The following is a 19,489-nucleotide window of genomic DNA, read 5'->3' as shown; positions in this document are numbered from 1 at the left end:
GGATTGTTTAAAATTCGACTTTCTATTTACCAGTGGCGTAAGGAAAGTGTGAAAATATTTATACTTAAAAAACAATGCCTAAACAATTCGTACAATTACCTAGAAAGATAAATAATCTGAAAAAAAAACCGTACCAAGGAGCGGTGATGATCGGTTGGGATTTAAACTGCGCGAGTCTTAAGCCGGGTTGATTACTCCTGTGCATGACAAATGTTGCATGGCGAAGTATGTCTTTTTCCTTACCAGGGGTTGTGTTAGGATGAATTAGCCCCACATAAAAATTAATTTTTTATAATTCAGCAACCTGACTAAATTAAATCAGCATTTTCCGTGACTATTGACAATGATAAAACCGATAGCCAGGCACAAGAAGCAGCGCCCTTTCGCCTCGAGGACGCCGCGGAAACAGCATTGCCGGTTGTCGGCATAGGCGCGTCAGCCGGAGGGCTGGAAGCGCTGCAACTATTCCTCTCTCATTTATCGCCGGAAACCGGTTTTGCTTTTATTGTCGTCACTCACCAGTTACCCGAACATGTAAGCTTGCTGCCTGAGCTGCTGGTCAAGTTCACCGATATGCCGGTGGTTACCGCCGAAGACGGCATGCTATTGGAAAAAAACCAGGTTTTTGTAGGTCCTCCGGGGAAAAACCTGTCGGTTTTCAAGCGCCGCCTGCATTTGATGGCCAGTCCGAAACATAATCCGGTGAATCTGCCCATCGATTATTTTTTACGCTCGCTGGCTGACGATGTGCAGGAAAAAAGCGTCGGCATTGTTCTTTCAGGAACAGGCACGGACGGCACCCTGGGTCTTAAAGCCATTAAAGGCGCCGCGGGCATGACCATGGCTCAGGAGCCGCCAACCGCCAAATTTGACGGCATGCCGCTCAGCGCCATAGCCATGGGCGAGGTGGATTTCGTACTGCCCCCCGAAAAAATGGGGCAACAGCTGATTGAATACAGTGAAAGCTCGAATTTTAAAGACAGGGAGATTGACAAGGAGGAAGCGGCCGATCTGGTCAATTCCGAAATTCTGCATAAAGCCTTTATCTTGCTGCGTAACCGGACCGCGCATGATTTCTCGGGTTACAAATCCACTACCCTTAAACGGCGCATAATGCGGCGCATGAATATTCATCAGATCAAAAATCCGGACATCTATATTGAATTTCTACAGGAAAATCCTGTTGAGATTGACAAACTGTTTAAAGAGCTTTTGATTAACGTAACTAATTTTTTCCGGGACCCTGAAGCCTTTGAAGCATTAAGCGCCAAGGCCCTGCCGAAATTATTCCAGGACAAGCCGGATAATTATGAAGTGCGCGTCTGGATACCGGGCTGCTCAACCGGTGAAGAAGCCTACTCCATCGCCATTTTGCTCAGGGAATATAATGAAAAATTCGGTAAAAATTATCACTTTCAAATTTTTGCCACCGACCTGGATGAATCCTGCATCATCTGGGCGCGCGACGGAAGCTATCCGATCGGCATTGCCGCCGATGTTAGCCCTGAACGTCTGGCGCGGTTCTTTTATTTGAAGGACAATCATTACTGCATTATCAAGGAAATTCGCGATACCATTATATTTGCCGTCCAGAACCTGATTCAGCAGCCGCCGTTCACCCGCCTGGATTTGATCAGTTGCCGGAATGTGCTTATTTACCTGAATGCTGACTTGCAAAAAGAACTTCTGCCGCGTTTCCATTACGCCTTGAACCTCGGCGCCATCCTGTTTCTGGGATCTTCTGAATCCATCGGCAATTTTGATGACCTGTTTTTCGTTGTTGACGGCAAATGGAAAATATATCAGCGCAACACCTACCCGAGCAGACTTCCCCTTTCCAAGATCAATCTTTATGTGCGCCCGAATGACGCCTTACAGCCTCCTCCTTTAAAATCGCTGAACCTGCAATCCCAATCCGGCCTGCTGGGGCGCCAGATAGAACGGATATTGATGGAACTGCATGTGCCGGTCAGCTTGATCATCAACGAACACGGCAAAATCTTTTATATCCACGGCCGCACCGGCAACTATCTTGAACCCACGCCAGGCCAGCCGAGCTGGAATATTATTGAAATGGCCAGGGAAGGCTTGCGCATGCCTCTGATGAATGCCTTGAACCAGGCTGTAAAAAAAGGCGAAAATGAAATTATCTGCTCCGGTCTTCGCGTGAAAACTAACGGTGATTTTGAAACCGTTGACTTTTCGCTGGTAAGAATCATGCATCCGGAAACCTTGAAAGACTTGTTTCTGGTGTCTTTTCACCCCCATAAAAAAGACACTAGAATTTATTATTATTCCAAACAAAAGAAACAGCCGATAATTGCGAATAACAAGGAAAAAGAACAGCTTGAGCAGGAACTTGATTTTATTAAAGAGTCGCTCAGGGCTACTGTTGAGGAATTGCAAGCGGCCAACGAGAAACTCAAATCCGCCAATGAAGAGTTGCAGTCGACTAATGAGGAATTGCAAAGCTCTAATGAAGAACTGGAAACTTCCAAAGAGGAAATGCAGTCACTTAATGAAGAATTGAATACCGTGAACAGTGAGCTGCAAAACAAGGTGGAAATGCTTTCCCATGCCAATAACGACTTGCAGAACCTGTTGAACAGCACAGACATCGCCACCATTTTCCTGGATACCGACCTGAAAATAAGACGCTATACCCAACCCGCTAGAAACCTTGTCAAACTGATTGACAGCGATATAGGCAGGCCCCTGGGCGACTTGACTTCAAATCTCAAATACAAGCATTTGATTGACGATGCAAAAAAGGTGCTGATGACCCTGGAAAGTAAAAGCATTGAAGTGCAGACCAGGCGGGGACAATGGTATCTGCTGCGCATCCTGCCTTACCGGACGGTGGAAAATATGATCGACGGACTGGTCATTACCTTTGTCGATATCGGCCGGCTTAAAAAGGCGGAAAAAACGGCTGAGCTGGCGGAATTGACTACTTCGATTGTCAATACCATAACTCAGCCCTTGCTGGTGCTGGATGGCAGTTTGCAGATAATCTCGGCCAATCCTGCATTTATTCAAGCCTTCAATGCCGCGAATGAAAATTTGACCGGGCAATCGCTGTCTGCCGTCCATAAGCAGGCATGGGACTCAGTAGAATTACGCCGCCACTTATCCGAAATATTAACAGGCCATACTGCCTTTGATAAACTTGTCCATGACGCCGAGTTTCCGGGCCTGGGCAAAAAACAGCTTATTATTAACGGCCGCATCCTGAAGCAATCGAAAGATACTCCGCCATTGATTCTTCTGGCCATAGACGAGAGCCATGAGAAAACCAGATAAAGCAAAATAACATGATTAACAAGAATCGTCAGTCAAATGAAAACAGCGTCATTCCGGCAGGGCCTGCCCGGCCAGGACAGCCCGCATGACCAATCCGCCGGGAGCGGATTGGCATTTACCCCTTGGGGTGCGGGGCAGGACAGCCCCGCATGACCAGTCTGCCTGGAACAGCTTGGCATTGACCCGAAGGGCTCCGGGCATAATAGCCCGGAGTGAATCCCTGACCGGGGCAGGCCCGGCCCGAATGACGCATGCATATAGGTATCAAAAAATATAATAGCCGGATTTTTTCGGCAGTTCGAGGAAACAGATAATGAGCTTGATTAATCCTGCTGAAAACAAGAAAACTGACGATAACATCCGCCGGCAAGCCAAATGCCCGCAGGAGGTACAGGATAGTATCCGGAAGCGGGCGGAAGCACTGCTGGACAAATCCGAGACCGATATTGCGCGGCTGTCTACTGAGGACTTTCAAAAACTGTTGTTCGAATTTCAGGTTCACCAGATAGAACTTGAACTGCAAAATGAGGAGCTTAACCGCGCGCATCGGGAACTGGGAGCCTCCCGCGACCGCTATGCGCAGCTTTTTAATTTATCGCCGCTGGTTTATCTGACGCTGGACATAAAAGGCGCTATCCTGGCGGCCAATCTTGCGGCGGCGCGCTTGCTGAGCTGCCCTAGAGAGAAGCTCGGCAAGCGCAAGCTGGGGGAATTTGTTAATCCTGCGGATCAGAATATTTATTATTTTTTCCTCAGAGACCTGACTACGCGGCAGAGCGATCAGACTGTGGAGATCAGGCTCATTGTTGATAAGCGGCCGATAGATGTGGAATGCCATGCTACGCTCGCTTACCGCGAAAACAGGAATCCGGAAATATGGCTGACCATCAATGATATTACCGAGAGTAAAAAAGCCAGGCAGACCATTATTAATCTAAACAAGCAGCTGCTGGAAAAAGTCCATGACCAGACCGAAGAGCTTATGGAAGCCAATAGGCAGTTGCAGAAAAAAATTGACGAGCTCGAGTATTCCAAACATCAATTAGCGGAACGGGAAGCCAAGCTCAACTGCATTTTCAATGCTTCCATAGAAGGCATTATCACCATTGATGCCGCTGGCAAAATCGTTTCCGCAAATTCGGCCGTCGCCACTATCTTTGGCTTCATGCCCGATGAACTGGTCGGCCACAGCATTACCAGACTCATACCGGCGGCCAAGGCCAAGCAACTGCCTGATTTCAGGACTTATCTAAACCAGCAAATAGCCGAGTTCACGCACCAGGTTCGAGAAGTTGAAGGCTTGCGCAAGGACGGCTCCGTAGTGCCGCTGGATTTGTCCGTAGCTGAATTTACTGTGGACAAGGCACGCTATTTTGCCGGCATCATACGCGATGTGAGTTTGCGCAAAAGGCAGGCAAAGCAGGATAAAGATCATCTGGAAGCACTGGCTCATGTCACCCGGCTTGGGCTGATGGGAGAAATGGCGTCAGGGATTGCGCATGAAGTCAATCAGCCGCTGACAGCCATTTCCGGTTATACCCAGGCCTGCCTGAATTTAATTGCATCCGGAACCGGGAATATGGCGGGGTTCACCGAAATTTTGCAGAAAACTCATAGTGAGGCGCTCAGGGCGGGCCAGATAATTCACCGCATGAGAGAATTTGTCAAATCCCGGACAATATACCGCATTAGCGCTGAGATTAACGCCCTGGTGCAGGAGGCAGCGAGCTTATGCGCGGCTGACTTCAAACACAACAGTATACAAATAAAGTATGAATTGACTAAAGATCTTCCTCGTATCAATGTCGATAAGGTACAAATCGAGCAAGTTCTGTTAAATCTGTTCAGAAACAGTTGCGATAGTTTAAAGGAGCTGCCTGCAGAACGGGAACGAAAAGTGGTGATCAGGACTTATCTTAATGCTCATAACTACATAGAGGTCAGTGTAAAAGACAACGGCACGGGCATTTCGGAATTAAGACGGGATAAAGTATTGACGCCTTTTTTCACCACGAAAGACAACGGCATGGGCATGGGCCTGTCGATCAGCCGATCGCTTGTCGAAGCCCATGGCGGCAGTTTACATTTCAATACCCGGCAGGAAAAAGGCAGCACCTTTTATTTCACCCTGCCGCCGGCGCAAGACGAGGGCGATGACCAGGCGGACAGCGCATCTTCCGGTTAAGCGCAAGCTTCAGTCGCCCCGGCTACGGTAATCTCAGGAAATTTTCAGGCGGCGTCTCACGCAACCGAATGGATGCGGCCAGAAGACGCGGATGATTTGCAAAGTCTGCCTCCCGGCAGCCTCGATCTCGGCGCTATGAGTCCTGTTATTTTCAGGTATAAGCCTGATTGGGGTAGAATGACCGCTTTAAATACTATAAATACTAATAGTTCGACTAAAAAATTCTGCATAACCCGCTTAGCTTTAGAAATACAAGCGCTCATACACCACCATAGGAAAAAACCAACCATGCCTCAAATCAATAGCAAAACAGTGGAAGTCCTGACGCAGCGTACAAAAGACGTGCTTGAGGACTGGCTGCGCGCACAGTTGGCTTCAGCCACTTTGCGTCTTGATCTCGTCTCTGAAAACGAGTTGCGCAAGCAATCCCATGACTTTTTAACCCTGTTCGCCACGGCCTGCGAGGCATCCAAGCTGCAAGACATCAATACGCCGCAATGGGACGAGGCTCCGCACTGGAAGGAGGTGCGCGAGTATCTGAGCAGCATTACCTTCAGCCGCGCCAGACAGGGATTCAGTTCTTCTGAAACCGCCACCTTCGTGCTTTCGTTAAAACAGCCGCTGTTTTCACATTTGCGTCAATTAATGAATTCAAACAGTGAAGAGCTGATTGAAACGATGTGGACGGTGACCGTTCTGATAGACAAGCTGGCTTTATTGAGCACGGAAAATTACCAGCAGGGGCGGGAAGAAATTATCAGACGCCAGCAGCAGGAGTTGCTGGAGCTCTCTACGCCGGTCGTTAAAGCCTGGGACGGCGTGCTGATTTTGCCGCTTATCGGCACGCTGGACAGCGCCCGCACCCAGATAATCATGGAGAATCTTTTACAAACCATCCTCGATAGCGGCAGCGCCCTGGCCATTGTCGATATAACCGGGGTGACTACCGTCGATACCCTGGTAGCCCAGCACCTGCTTAAAACCATTGCCGCCGCCAAACTGATGGGCGCTGATTGCATTATCAGCGGGATCAGGCCGCAAATCGCCCAAACCATGGTGCATCTGGGTGTAGGCTTTGGCGAAGTGGCTACCAAAGCGTCTTTGGCCGATGCGCTGGCCGAATCCTTCAAAAGGCTGGGCCTGACTGTGGGTAGCCTGCAAGCCCCGGCTTGAGGAGATCATGACCATGGACACGATCCCGATTTTACAACTGGACGATTTTTTACTAATCAGCATCCAGGTAGAGATGCATGATCGTCTGGCCTTGCAGCTACAGGATGAACTCACTGAAAGGGTAGTTAAAACTAAAGCCAAGGGCGTACTGATTGATATTTCCTCAGTGGAAACCGTGGATTCTTTCATGGGCAGAATGCTCGGAAATATCGCTTTGATGACCCAGCTGTTAGGCGCTGAAACAGTAGTAGCCGGCATTCGGCCTGCGGTGGCTATAACTATTGTCGAATTAGGGCTTAGTTTACCTAATGTGCGCACCGCCCTGAATGTAAATAGCGGCATGGCTATGCTCCGGCAACTTGCGGGAACATCAGTCGGAGGGAATGGCCATGAGCGTCAGCCAGAGTGAAACGGCGCAGATCCAGGATTCTGAAGACATTGTTCGCTTACGGCAACGGGTGCGGGATGTAATGAAAAATGAAGGCTTCAGCCTGGTGGATCAGACCAAGATGGTAACCGCCGCCAGTGAACTGGCGCGTAATACGCTGATTTACGGAGGCGGCGGGACGGTAATTTTGGACATTCTAAAAAGCCAGGTCGGGCGAGTCGGTCTGCGGCTGTTTTTTGAAGACCACGGCCCCGGCATAGCCGACATTGACCAGGCGCTTAAGGATGGTTTCACTACGGGCGTAGGATTGGGCCTGGGGCTGGGCGGTTCCAAACGTCTGGTTAATGAGTTTGTAATTGATTCCGGCCCCGACGCAGGAACGCGCATTACCATCACGAGGTGGCGTTGAACATCTATGCCCGCCTGTCAATAAAAGATGCCAGTCAAGTGGCTGAAGCCCGGCGACAGGCAGCTCGATTTTCGCAAGCTGCGGGTTTCGATGCGGCAATGGAGAGCAAGGTTAATCTGATCATTTCAGAAATGGCGACCAATTTAATCAAGCATGCGGCAGGAGGTGAGATTCTGTTGCGCGTTATCGAAAATAAGGACAGCCAGGGCCTGGATATCCTGGCGCTGGATCGGGGACCGGGCATCGCCCATATCAATGACTGTCTGCGCGATGGCTTTTCTACGGCTGGCAGCTATGGAAACGGCCTGGGCGCCATTTACCGGCTTTCGGCATACTGCGAAATTTACAGCGTTCTTAATCAGGGCACGGCTGTGTTTAGCCGCCTGTGGAATAAAGCGCCCGCTTCCTTTGCGCCGGCTCCCGAGCCCATATCCTTTGGGGGTGTTTGTGTGCCGATGCCGGGCGAAGAGCTTTGCGGCGATGCCTGGGCAGTACGCCAGTTACCGGATCGCATTATTGCAATGATGGCGGACGGCCTGGGGCATGGCCCTTATGCGGCTGAAGCTTCGCAGGCCGCCGTCGAGGTTTTTAATAAAAACGCAGCGCGCGGGGCCACAGCCGGACAATTACTCAGTTATATGCATAGCGCTTTAAAATCTACCCGCGGCGCTGTGATCGCAGTGGCCGAGATACTGCCGGCATCGCGCCTCGTGCGCTATGCCGGCGTCGGCAATATATCAGGACTCATCATCCATCCTGAGGCCGGCTGTCATATGGTGTCACTGAACGGTACCGCGGGAGGCCCGGTGAGAAAAATTCAGGAATTTATCTACCCCTGGCCTGAAAATGCGCTGCTGGTCATGCATTCGGACGGCCTCGCCACGCATTGGCGGCTCGATGAGCTGCCGGTATTGCAAAGAAAGCACCCCGGCCTTATCGCCGGGATACTTTACCGGGACTATTTTCGCGGGCGGGACGATGCAGGGGTGGTGGTTATTAAAGAGGCTGAATCTACCTTATGAAACTGCCTATCATTAATATACAAATACGCTACGAGCAGGACATCGTTTATGTTCGGCAACGGGCCAGACTGATTGCTGAAATGCTGGGATTTTCCCGGACTGATCAAATCCGAATCAGCACGGCGGTTTCGGAAATCGCCCGCAATACCTACCAGTATGGCGGCGGAGGCAGGGCCGAATTTGTTGTGCAGGGCGATAATCTGCCCCAGATATTTGCCATATTCTTCCGCGATCAGGGGCCGGGCATTGCCGATGCCGAAAAAATTCTGCAAGGAAACTTTTCCTCGCGGACCGGTTTGAAATGCGGTCTCGTCGGCGCGCGGCAGCTGATGGATTATTTTCACCTGGAAACCGGGAGCGGTAAAGGCACTTCCGTTTTCCTCGGCAAGACCATTCCCTTCGATAAAGGCTTGATTACCTCCCGGCTAATATTGCAGCTCATTGACGCTTTAGAACAATCGGCAAAGCAAGAGCCCCTGGAAGAAATTCGCTTGCAGAACCAGGAATTGATGCAAGCGCTAACGGAATTGCGTAAAAAACAGGAAGATCTGGCGCGGATTAATACAGAGCTGGAGGATACCAATCGCGGGGTTGTGGCGCTTTATCACGAACTGGACGAAAAAGCGGCACAGTTAACTCAGGCCAATAATTTGAGGGCGAGCTTTTTATCCCATATGAGCCATGAGTTCCGCACGCCCTTGAATTCAATTGTAACGCTGTCGGCAATTTTGCTGAATAAAATGGACGGCGATCTTACGCTGGAGCAGGAAAAACAGGTAAATTTTATTCATAAAGCCGCTGATGAGCTTTCCGGCATGGTAAGCGATCTGCTCGATCTGGCCAAAATCGATGCCGGAAAATTAACTCTGGAGCGCAAGGAAGTCTCTATAGTGAACCTGTTCAGCAGTCTGCGCGGCATGTTTAAACCCATGCTGGATGGCAAAACGCTGGGCTTGTTTTTTGCCGAGCCCGAAGGCCTGCCTCTGCTCTATACCGATGAAGGAAAGCTCGCGCAAATCCTGAGAAATTTTATTTCCAACGCCCTCAAATTCACTGAAGCCGGAGAAATTCGGGTAAGCGCGCGGCTCAGCAAGAGTAAACGCTCAGTCATCTTTGCCGTAGCCGATACCGGTATTGGTATCGCTGAAGAAGATCAGTCCCGCATATTTGATCCATACACCCAGCTTGACAACGCCCCAAAAACTGCCTTTCGAGGAACCGGGCTGGGACTGTCGATTTGTAAAAAGCTGGGTAACCTGCTGGGCGGCACGGTAAGCGTGAAAAGCAGCTTAGGCAAAGGTTCAACATTTTATGCTTTTATACCCGTCAGGTCTCCTGATTCAGCCAGAACGCCGCTGGTCCCCGCTGAGAATTTAAATTTCACTAGGCCGTATCCAGTACTCGTCATTGATCCTGATCAGGCCACGCATGCGCTTTACAATGAATATCTGGGCCATACCGACTATTATATGATGTCTGCCAGGTCCATTAAGGCAGGCCGCGAATTTTTAATGCAGATCAAACCGCTGGCGATTATCCTCGATGTTCTGTTTCCGGAAGAGGATAGCTGGTCATTTTTGCTGGAACTTAAAACCGACCCCGCTACCCGCCATATTCCCGTTATTATCGCTTCCATGCTGCCTGAGCAGAACCGGGCGTTATCGCTGGATATGGAAGATTATTGCTCCAAGCCGCTTAGCCGCCAATGGCTATTGAACAAGCTGCGCACTCTGAGGCAACGCGTTCCGGTCAAGACTATCCTGATTGTGGATGATCAGGAAGTGGATCGCTATATTCTGAAAGGTTTATTAGCGGATGAAAAATATCGCATACTGGAAACGGCGAGCGGCCTGGAAGCCTTGCAACTGGCCGAAGCCAGACAGCCGGATGTGATTTTTATGGATTTGATCAGGTCGGAAATATGCGGTTTGGAAGTGCTGCATAAACTCAAGGAAAATGCCGCCACCCGGCACATTCCCGTGATTATCAATACTTCTAAAATACTCGACCCTGCGGAGCGGCAAGCATTGAATGCAAAAGTGGTGGCCATTCTTTCCAAAAATACGGATTCGGGAGCAATTTTAATAAAAAACATACAGGCTACCTTGGAGAAGGCCATGCAGGCGCTTGATAAACGGTGAGAAAGAATTAATGGTTGATCAATTAAAGCAGCGGATACTGGTAGTCGATGACAATCCTATTGGCCAGTACACGACCGTCCGGATATTAAACTATGCAGGATTTGAAGTCATGGCAGCGGCCAGTGGAAAAGAAGCGCTGGAGATGGCGCAACAAAGCCCCGACCTTATTCTGCTTGATGTCAATCTGTCTGATATGAGCGGGCTTGAAGTTTGCCAGCACATCAAGTCCGACCCCGAGACATCTCATATTCCGGTTATTCACCTGACTGCCGAGGAGATCAGGAGCGAAGCCGTGGTTGCCGGACTGGAAGGCGGAGCCGATGCTTACCTCGTCCAGCCGATCAGTCCCAGGGAGTTAGTCGCCTGGATTAAAACCAGTTTGCGAATCAGGAAGTTCAAACTGCCGGTTAAAAGCATACAGGAAGCTTCCGATGAGTTTTATGCCTATACCAAAGATTTGCTTTGCATTCTTGATGAAAATGACTGCTTCTGGCGGCTGAGCAACAGTTGGGAAGTAACCTTGGGTTATCCTCTGGAGTACCTGCTGGGACGGCCTTTTCTTGAGCTGGTTCATGCTGATGACAGTCAGGAAACGCAGAGAGTGCTGGCCCAATTGAAAAATGAGAATACCAGGGTTGACCATGTCAACCGTTGCCGCCATCAGGATGGCTCCTACCGCTCTATTCTATGGCATTATTACAGCGCCAAGCTGTATATTTATGCGACCGCCCAGCACATTGGCTAACGCAGTCAGCCGCATGCCGGCTAGGGTTTTGTTTGAAGGGGAAAGGTGAGGAGGATGGGGCGCTTTATCCAAAATGTATCCGGATTCGGGATTAGCAAGAGTCGTCCGCAGGAACCCAAGAAGCCAAGGATGGCTTTCGTAGTCCACATCTCTGTAGCCTGGATTCATGCGGGGCCTTCTGCCCTGCACCCGGATGGGTGTAAATGGCAACCCGCTCCCGGCAGATTGGTCCGGCAATCCCTGCCTGTACAGTGGTATCAGCGCTTAGCGTAAGATTCTTGCTAATCAAGAAATGTATTAGCACTTTTTGTCAGGGTCAGGAATTTATTACCCTTGACGTCATTCCGGCGCTCCTGCCGGAATGAGGGCTAATTACCTAGCCCTTAATCGGTTTTCCCTGAATTTAAAAATCTGCTTCCGCGCGCATCCTGGGTCCGTGCCAGGTGTTGGCTATTGAGCCTGGGCCTCAAGGGAATAACGGTTGGACCCGAACCTTTGCGAATTATTCTGGGCACATTGCTGGTACAGGACGATTTGGCGGGCGCCAGCAGACGATCCGATTCTTTTTTTACCACTTCATAGCACTCGCATACTCTCGCTTCGAGGCCTTTTCTATCCAGAACCTTGATATGGCCGCGCCGGTAAGCTATCAGTCCGGCTTTCTGCAGTTTTCCTGCCGATTCGGTCACCCCTTCGCGTCTTACCCCAAGCATATTGGCAATCATTTCCTGAGTCATTACCAGTTCGTCCGAAGGCAGACGGTCCAGACTCAGCAACAGCCTTCGACACAACTGCTGGTCAACGGAATGATGACGGTTGCAGGCCGCAGTCTGCGCAATTTGGGTAATAAGCGACATCGTGTAACGCAGTATTACCCGTTGAAACTCTCCCATGCGTTGGAATTCCTGTTTGACCAGCGCGGCGGACAGCCGATAGGCCTGGCCTGCGCTCTGCACCACAGCCTGATTAGGCATTGAGCCTCCGCCCATAAATAGCGCTACGCCGCTAACGCCCTCCTTGCCGATGACGGCCACTTCACTCGAAGCGCCGCTTTCCATAATGTAAAATTTCGATATAATGCAGGTAGTGGGAAAATAAACATGCCGCAGTTCCGCGCCGGGCTCAAAAAGAACTTTGCCTAAAGGCAGGGAAACGAGTTCCAGAGCCGAAGCCAACCGCTCGAATTCGCTTGCAGGCAATGAGTCAAGCAAAATATTATGTGTTGAATTGTAAGATGGCATTGGTAACTCCAAAATCAATTAAAAATGAAGAGCTATTCTGCAAGAATAGTCCGCTAAATAGCAGTCTCACGCTGATCTTTTATTGATCTTTTAACCGCTAACCGGAACATTTGGCTATGCGGCCCAGTGCAAGACGACTGGTCATTTGTAGTCTTGGATATTATTTAATCCCATTTGCTGAGCTTTTAATATTAGGACGAATACCTACGTATTCCTACGTATGGTGCTTAAAGGCAGTGCTGGCGCACCGGGGAGAGGATTATCGGCTTTGAGAAAATAGACAAGCTGCGGAAAATATAAATTTAAGAGATAAATCCTAGCCGCTAATAGCTATAATTCCGCATTTCATGGCTACTATCATAAGTTCAGAGAAGTTCTGGACCTGCATTTTTTCCATAATATTGGCCCTGTGCACTTCTATAGTGCGATTGCTGATGTTCAGTATTTTGCCGGCTTCTTTACTGGAATGACTGCTTACTATCAGGCTCAGCACTTCCTTTTCCCGGCATGTTAATTGATCCAGACGGCTTTGCAGCCGGCGTTTTTCACTGGCTTCCGCTCTTTCCTCGGCATCTTTATTGATAGCTTCCTGGATACGCTGCAGCAATATTTTATAATCAAAGGGTTTTTCAAGAAAATCGACCGCGCCGGCTCTGAATGCTTTTGCTGAATCCGGAATTTGGGCATTGCCGCTTATAAAAATAATCGGCAGGGTTATATTTTTTTCAGCTAATTTCTCCTGCAGCTCAAATCCGCTCATAAGCGGCATTCTGACATCCAGAATCAGGCAACCCGCCTGTTCAGGTTTATAGTCATCCAAAAAAGCCTGGGCAGAGTCAAAACTCTTGACTGTCTGGCCTGAGGACTCCAGCAATAAAGTCAACGAATCGCGGATCGCAAATTCATCGTCAACCAAATAAACTACCGGATCTGATCTGTTTATCGTTATCATGCCTTTGCCTGCCAATGGCTGAATTAATTATTCCATTTAGAGTTTGCAGTTGAAATAGAGTATCTTCTACTTCAGTCCTAACTGATCCATCTGCGTACTGAACTACAGGGTAAAACTTGTCATTCCCGGATTGATGCTGAGATTTAATCTCATATAAAAGAGACCGCAAACAGCCATTTCCGGTTCAGTTTTTATCCTAAACCTTTGCTAACCGATTTACAAATTGAAGTTTTGATACGGGGTTGTAGTGCCGCACCAAAAGGTGCGAGCCCTTGTCGTTATACACAACTGTTTTTCAAACCCGTCATTCCGGCAGAGCCTGCCGCTATGAAGAAGTCATTGTTTAGATGACAATCTTTGCTGACCGGTCTCTTCAACAAGCTTCAAGAAAATAAATACTGAAGAAATGGTGTGTATCCGACCAGCTTTTTTGATGCCTGAAGCCGCTGGCGTTAGCCAGATTAATGAATTCATCAGGACTGTATTTGTAGGAATTCTCGGTGTGTATGCATTCGGCTTCGGTGAAGCGGAAATCCTGGCCGGAAATAGTGACTTGCTGATCTTCCAGACTGATCAGATGCATTTCAATCCTGCCCATCTGGTCGTTGTAATAGGCATAATGCCTGAACTTGTCGCGCCTGATGTTGCCGTCAAGTTCGTTGTTAATGCGCTCCAGCAGATTGAGATTAAACGCTGCGGTAACGCCGGCCGCATCATTGTAGGCGGCATTTAGTACGGCAGTTGCTTTTTTGCGGTCAACCCCGACCAGCAGACCGCCGCCTTTACCGACCAGCCGGTGAACCCCGCCCAGAAAATGCTGAACTTCCAGCGGGTCAAAATTGCCGAGGCTGGAACCGGGAATAAATACCACGCGCCGGCCCGCCGGCACGTCTTTCGGCACTATCATTTGCCGGGTGAAATCAAGGCAGGCCGCGTAAATGCGCAGCCACGGAAACTGTTGGCCCAGATCGCAGGCCGATTGCTGCAGGAAATCGCCGGAAATATCCATAGGCACATAGGCGGCCGGCAGGAGTTGCTCCAGCAGCAATTGCACTTTTTCGCAGCTGCCGCTGCCGGGTTCAATGAGTATGGCGCCGGGCTCAATCAATTCGGCAAATTCATCAGCATGGGTCTGCAATAATTCTCTTTCAATGCCGGGAATGTAATATTCCGGCTGTTCGAGAATGGCTTCAAACAGTTTTGAGCCGGTTTTATCATAAAAAAACTTGGGCGGAATTTGCTTGGGTTTTCGCGCCAGCCCCTCAAGCACAGCCTCGCGGAAGCTTTCCAGCTCCGGCTGAAAATCATGAAAACTGACTTTTTTGCCGAGGACGCTCATAAGTCCTCAGCCAGACGGATGCCGGCAAATTGCCAGCGATCATGCGGGTAGAAAAAGTTACGGTAGGTCGGGCGGATATGATCCGGCTGCGTGATGCAGGAGCCGCCGCGCAATACCCATTGGTTGCACATGAATTTGCCGTTGTATTCACCCATGCTGCCCGGCAGGGGTTTAAAGCGCGGATAAGCCACATAAGGCGAGGCAGTCCATTCCCATAATGCGCCGTAAAACTGCCCTTCTCCGGGTTGAGGGTGAAAAACCCCGCTATCGCTGAAGTGGCCTTTTAGCGGCAGCTCCAGCAGTTTTCTTTCCAGTTCGGCTTCCAGGGGCAGCCTTTTTCCGGCCCAATGCGCGAACGCATCCGCTTCATAATAACTGACATGCGCAACCGGGGCGGCCGGATTTAGCATTTCCAGTCCATATAACGTAAATTCATGCCATTGATTTTCATGCTTTTGCCAATAAAGCGGCGACTTCCATTGATGGCTGAGGATATGGCTCCAGCCGTCCGACAGCCACAGTTCAGGGCGCTTGTAGCCGCCGTCTTCGATAAAATCGAGGTATTCGGCATTGCTGACAAGCCGGGAGCTCAAGCGGTGCGGTTCCAGCCAGATATTGTGCCTGGGCCGCTCGTTATCAAAAGCAAAGCCGGCCGCCTCAAGCCCGATAGTCACCAGGCCGCCCTGGCGCTGCTCCCATTTTAATCCGCAAGGTCTTTCAATATCTTGCCGGTGCCGCTTTAGATATGCCGGCCGCTCGGGATTGCTCCACAAGTTATGTTTAATATCCATATATAGCAACTCCTGATGCTGCTGCTCATGGTGCAAGCCCAGGATGACCCGTGAAGCCATATTCTGCCACCGGCTTTCATCAATCCCGGAAAGTAAATCGAGCATGCGCTTATCGACGTCGGCGCGATAATGGTAAACCTGTTCAACAGTCGGACGGGACAATAAGCCGCGCCTGGCGCGCTCGTGCATTTTGCCGACCGTTTGATAATAGGAATTGAACAGATAGCCGTATGCCGGATTGAAAGGCCGGTAACCGGGCAGAAAATCCTGCAGCACAAAGGTTTCAAAAAACCAAGTGACATGAGCCAGATGCCATTTGGGCGGACTGGTCTCGGCAATGCTTTGAATCTGGTAATCATCCCTGTTCAGCGGCCGGCAAATCGCGGCGCTGGCATCGCGGATACGTTGGTAGGAGGCAATCAGTTCCTGCCGGGAAGTCATGAGGCCGGCTGGATTTTCTTGTAGCATGGCTGACATTTTTTTTATTTAGCCTTTGTCTTTAGCGTGGATTGACGCCGTAAAACAGACAGTATCAATTTATAATCTACTGTTTGTTTTAAGGAATGTTATAGAGGCTATCAAATCTCTATAGCCGTTAGTGAAAAGTTTATTAATAGCCGATTTTATTAAACTTAAGAGCCCTTCTCACCGGCTTTAATAGTTTCAGCTAATTTCTTTCAAACTGGCTGAGCCGGCCTGTTAATTAACATGCCGTAAGTCTTGGGATTGACATCGAGATGAGGCTGTGACTGGCTGAATAAAAAACAGCGCGGACCAGCAAGGGCTCGCGCTGTTTTTATTTAAAACGCTATTCCGCGGTCGGGAAAAGCTAGGCAGCTGCCACATCCAGAAGCCGCTCCAAAGTGCGTATATGCGATTGCTGGGCCGGCAGCAATTTTGTTTGAATCAGAGAGCGGGCTTCCTCAGGCAGATCGCTTTCCTGCAACGCTTCCTCATAATCTTCGGCACCGCTTTTTTCTCCTTCCTGCAAGGCTTTTAAGGCCGCGCCTTTACCGAGCATGTTGGCGCCTCCCTGAACTATTTCCGCCCATGTGCCCCAAGCCCCCGAATCCTCAGACGGAGTTCCTCCCAGATTACGGATTTGCCCTTGCAGGCTGGCCGCGGCTTCTTTATGCTCTTCATAAATCGGCGTTATATACGCTGCATCGCCGAGTGTTGCATCTTCCTGAATTTTCTCCAGAACCTGCTGATAGGTTTCAACTGATGATAATTCATCTTTCAGCAATTTATTGAGTGTTTCAATATGCATGATAAACCTCCTGTGCTTGTTTCGTTATTACATGCCATAGCATGATGGACTCTAAATTAGACTGAGGTTTCCTCGGTCGTTGAAATATCGTCTGCATGAGCCCGCTCGAAGATGGCTTTCGCCTTACTCCGGTCTTCGCTGCTTGCTGTGTGTACAGAAATCAAGGCGCTTCCACCCCGGATTTTACCTTCGTAGCGTTTGGCTTCATATTCAGGAATACCCAGCCCGATTAACGCTCCGGTCAAGCTTCCGGCGGCCGCGCCTACTGCCGCACCGCTTAATGCGCCCATAATGGGCCCTGCGGCAATGAAGGGACCGACGCCCGGAATAGCCAGACTACCAATACCCGCCAGCCAGCCCAGCACAGCGCCCGTGCCTATACCTACTGTGCCGCCCACGGCAGCGCCTTCGGGGGCCTTGGTGTTCTTTTCATGAGCAAAATCCTTGGTCGTGGATTTGTCTGGAAACAGCACCGATATATCGTTATTTGAAAAACCGCTTGTCTTCAGGTCATTAACAATGATCTCTGCCTGATCGATATTTTGGGCAATACAAAAAACTGCTTTAGTCATAACATTCTCCTGCGCTGTTAAGGCGCTTTAATTTCAAGTTGATTAATTACGTCGGTTACGCCCCGCGTTTTCTTGGCGATTTGTTGCAGTTTCATACTTTCGGCTTCACTTTCAACAGGCCCGCGCAACCATACGATTCCGTTACGGGTAATGATTTTTGCATTCTGCGCATTGACCGATAGCGATTTATTTTTGACCACAGCTTTACGTATTTTAGCCGTGATTCTGACATCGCTTTTCGTTTCCTTTTGATCTTCAGGGGTTAAAGTAGCGTCCCCCCTGTCGCGCACATTGCGCTCGGTATTTTCCAGTGCCGATTCGCCCGCGGCCAAATAGATTGGGCTCTCCTGACCGGCCTGAACAGTGCCCGTTAGCAGGGGTAAACTGCCCGTTATAGTGAACATAACTAACAATAATCGTGTAAACATAAATCATCTCCTTAATAGGGTGAGGTTTTTCTTCCAGCTAACTGGACGGCCTTCCTGCCGGCTTATACTTCTAGTTCAACGCCTGGTTTGAAATGGTGAACGCTTGACGGTAGCGTAAATCCATCCCAAAGCCAAGGTTGGGGCGGGGACTCTCTAAGGCCTCTATCGAATTAGAGGCACCCGCTTTAATCACCGGCAAGAGCACGCCTTAACGCCCGCTCATCAAACGGCTTAAAAGAAAACCCACTCCTACTGCAATGCCTAACGACGCTACGGGATTTTCATGAACGTAGCCGCGGCAATTTTCTACAAACTGCTGCTCCGCATTTTTTAATTGCTCGCCTTTCTGGTTCAGCACTTCTGCGGCTTGGGAGGTGGCATCGGCTACCTTGTCCACGGTATCGTGAGCTCCGGATCTGAGCCGATTAACGGTTTCATCGACATTAATGTTCTTTTCAGTTGCTTCCATAATGGTTTCCTTTAAAAAATAAAACAGGATCAGGTAATTTTTTCAATACGGGGATTTAAAAAATACCGCTTAACGCTTAAATAGGGCGCCCCGGTATTAATCATATTTTAAATAGTTGCGCATGAATTACCGGAATCGAGCAGTTAATGGTTAAAAAACAAATAAATAATCACCAAAACAATCACCGGCACGCCCATCAGCCAGCCTAAAAAATATTTACCCATAATGCATCTCCCCTCAAATGATTTATATAGTATTTGCCTACTTAGGAACTTTGGCTTACATTTGCAAATGTTGTGTAAAACATTATTTTGTAAGTTAGCAATAATTTACTGGAAAAAATTTCCCGAGTCAGTTCGGTATCGCACATTGGATGTCCATCCCTTAACTGCCCGGATTCAGATTTTTTTTGAAATTATTTTAATCTGCGAGAATTGTCTAATCGCCCCGCCAAGTGTCTTTTTTCAGTTCTTCAGGTAAGCTTTCCAGCAATTCCTCCAATTCATCCGCATGTTCTTCTTCCAGAACCAGGATGCCTTCCAGCATGCGCCGGGTAGGGTAATCCCGCTCCCCGACGGAGTGGATGAGGCGGCGATAGTTGGCAATAGAATTTCGTTCGGCCAGCAGATCTTCCTGAAGCATGCTTACCAAAGATTCATCTTCCCGCGCTTGGGCACTGCACTCGGTGATAATCATGGCTTCCGTTGCCAGCTCAGGTTCTCCGCCCAACTGCGCTATGCGTTCGGCAAGCTGATCGGCATGCCATTGTTCCTCGTTGGCATGGACCAGGAACTCCTCAGCGATAGTTTTTAATTGCACGTCTTTGCTTAAAGAGTAATGACGGCGGTAACGCAATACGCACAGGAGTTGAGCGGCAAGAGCATCATTCAGCAGTTTCAACACTCTTTGCCGGTCGGCGTTATAGCTGAAAGCAAGGGCGTCTTCATCGATATGATGGAGCGCCTGCTTGCGCAAGGAGTGAATATTTGCAAGAGAAAGTTTTTTAGACATAAGGACTCCAGTCTAAATAAAAATATAAGCTATTCCGCATACACAGGCGA

At 49.3% G+C, this 19,489-nt stretch carries 18 protein-coding genes; 8 read left to right on the top strand and 10 right to left on the bottom strand.

All coding sequences use genetic code 11. The features are described 5' to 3' along the window. The first annotated feature begins 330 nt into the window (after positions 1–330). On the top strand, positions 331–3,303 hold the full coding sequence (locus tag HUX64_RS16170; RefSeq protein ID WP_174627245.1) for a chemotaxis protein CheB: 2,973 nt from the start codon (positions 331–333) through the stop codon (positions 3,301–3,303). A gap of 48 nt (positions 3,304–3,351) precedes the next feature. On the opposite strand, the gene HUX64_RS16165 is transcribed toward HUX64_RS16170, so the two are convergent. Next, positions 3,352–3,504, bottom strand: a complete 153-nt coding sequence (locus HUX64_RS16165) for a hypothetical protein (RefSeq protein WP_174627244.1) — start codon at positions 3,502–3,504, stop codon at positions 3,352–3,354. Between the two features lie 112 nt (positions 3,505–3,616). Here HUX64_RS16165 and HUX64_RS16160 point away from each other — a divergent pair, with 112 nt between their 5' ends. From HUX64_RS16160 to HUX64_RS16130, 7 genes are all read left to right on the top strand, one after another. Continuing rightward, entirely contained in the window at positions 3,617–5,488 is a 1,872-nt protein-coding gene (locus HUX64_RS16160) for a PAS domain S-box protein (RefSeq protein ID WP_174627243.1), read from the top strand. 288 nt (positions 5,489–5,776) lie between these two features. After that, positions 5,777–6,661, top strand: coding sequence for an STAS domain-containing protein (locus tag HUX64_RS16155; RefSeq protein ID WP_174627242.1), 885 nt, complete (start codon positions 5,777–5,779; stop codon positions 6,659–6,661). A gap of 13 nt (positions 6,662–6,674) precedes the next feature. Further along, positions 6,675–7,070 (top strand): STAS domain-containing protein, encoded by a 396-nt coding sequence (locus HUX64_RS16150; protein WP_174627241.1) that lies wholly within the window; start codon positions 6,675–6,677, stop codon positions 7,068–7,070. Then, positions 7,051–7,458: an anti-sigma regulatory factor gene (locus HUX64_RS16145; RefSeq protein WP_174627240.1), complete on the top strand. Its 408-nt coding sequence runs from the start codon at positions 7,051–7,053 to the stop codon at positions 7,456–7,458. The genes HUX64_RS16150 and HUX64_RS16145 overlap by 20 nt, the downstream gene beginning before the upstream one ends. After that, positions 7,455–8,480: an ATP-binding SpoIIE family protein phosphatase gene (locus tag HUX64_RS16140; RefSeq protein ID WP_217426575.1), complete on the top strand. Its 1,026-nt coding sequence runs from the start codon at positions 7,455–7,457 to the stop codon at positions 8,478–8,480. Before HUX64_RS16145 ends, HUX64_RS16140 begins: the two co-directional genes overlap by 4 nt. Further along, on the top strand, positions 8,477–10,621 hold the full coding sequence (locus HUX64_RS16135; RefSeq protein WP_174627239.1) for an ATP-binding protein: 2,145 nt from the start codon (positions 8,477–8,479) through the stop codon (positions 10,619–10,621). Before HUX64_RS16140 ends, HUX64_RS16135 begins: the two co-directional genes overlap by 4 nt. 10 nt (positions 10,622–10,631) lie before the next feature. Next, positions 10,632–11,366 carry a response regulator gene (locus HUX64_RS16130; protein ID WP_174627238.1) on the top strand — a complete coding sequence of 245 codons (735 nt, stop codon included), beginning with the start codon at positions 10,632–10,634 and terminating at the stop codon, positions 11,364–11,366. A 383-nt stretch (positions 11,367–11,749) separates the two neighbouring features. Here the strand turns inward: HUX64_RS16130 and HUX64_RS16125 are convergent, their stop codons facing one another. The 9 genes from HUX64_RS16125 to HUX64_RS16085 form a co-directional block, all read right to left on the bottom strand. After that, positions 11,750–12,607: a Crp/Fnr family transcriptional regulator gene (locus HUX64_RS16125; RefSeq protein ID WP_174627237.1), complete on the bottom strand. Its 858-nt coding sequence runs from the start codon at positions 12,605–12,607 to the stop codon at positions 11,750–11,752. Between the two features lie 316 nt (positions 12,608–12,923). Next, positions 12,924–13,559, bottom strand: coding sequence for a response regulator transcription factor (locus tag HUX64_RS16120; protein WP_246247077.1), 636 nt, complete (start codon positions 13,557–13,559; stop codon positions 12,924–12,926). A gap of 373 nt (positions 13,560–13,932) precedes the next feature. Then, positions 13,933–14,898 carry an L-histidine N(alpha)-methyltransferase gene (gene egtD / locus HUX64_RS16115; RefSeq protein WP_174627236.1) on the bottom strand — a complete coding sequence of 322 codons (966 nt, stop codon included), beginning with the start codon at positions 14,896–14,898 and terminating at the stop codon, positions 13,933–13,935. Then, a complete protein-coding gene (egtB, locus tag HUX64_RS16110) occupies positions 14,895–16,166 on the bottom strand; it encodes an ergothioneine biosynthesis protein EgtB (RefSeq protein WP_174627235.1) in 1,272 nt (423 codons plus the stop codon). Before egtB ends, egtD begins: the two co-directional genes overlap by 4 nt. A gap of 352 nt (positions 16,167–16,518) precedes the next feature. Beyond that, positions 16,519–16,959, bottom strand: coding sequence for a DUF2383 domain-containing protein (locus HUX64_RS16105; RefSeq protein ID WP_174627234.1), 441 nt, complete (start codon positions 16,957–16,959; stop codon positions 16,519–16,521). A 56-nt stretch (positions 16,960–17,015) separates the two neighbouring features. Then, positions 17,016–17,531 carry a hypothetical protein gene (locus HUX64_RS16100; protein ID WP_174627233.1) on the bottom strand — a complete coding sequence of 172 codons (516 nt, stop codon included), beginning with the start codon at positions 17,529–17,531 and terminating at the stop codon, positions 17,016–17,018. 17 nt (positions 17,532–17,548) lie between these two features. Continuing rightward, entirely contained in the window at positions 17,549–17,959 is a 411-nt protein-coding gene (locus HUX64_RS16095; protein WP_174627232.1) for a BON domain-containing protein, read from the bottom strand. A gap of 208 nt (positions 17,960–18,167) precedes the next feature. Then, the gene (locus tag HUX64_RS16090) at positions 18,168–18,428 is read right to left on the bottom strand and encodes an ElaB/YgaM/YqjD family protein (protein ID WP_174627231.1); all 261 of its coding nucleotides are present in this window, start codon (positions 18,426–18,428) and stop codon (positions 18,168–18,170) included. Between the two features lie 438 nt (positions 18,429–18,866). Further along, a complete protein-coding gene (locus HUX64_RS16085; RefSeq protein ID WP_174627230.1) occupies positions 18,867–19,439 on the bottom strand; it encodes a ferritin-like domain-containing protein in 573 nt (190 codons plus the stop codon). Positions 19,440–19,489: the final 50 nt, after the last annotated feature.

It is taken from the genome of Candidatus Methylobacter favarea (assembly GCF_902806695.1).
Classification (GTDB): Bacteria; Pseudomonadota; Gammaproteobacteria; order Methylococcales; family Methylomonadaceae; genus Methylobacter_B; species Methylobacter_B favarea.
Note: the sequence above shows the minus strand (reverse complement) of the source record. Positions and strands in the feature narration are given on the sequence as shown.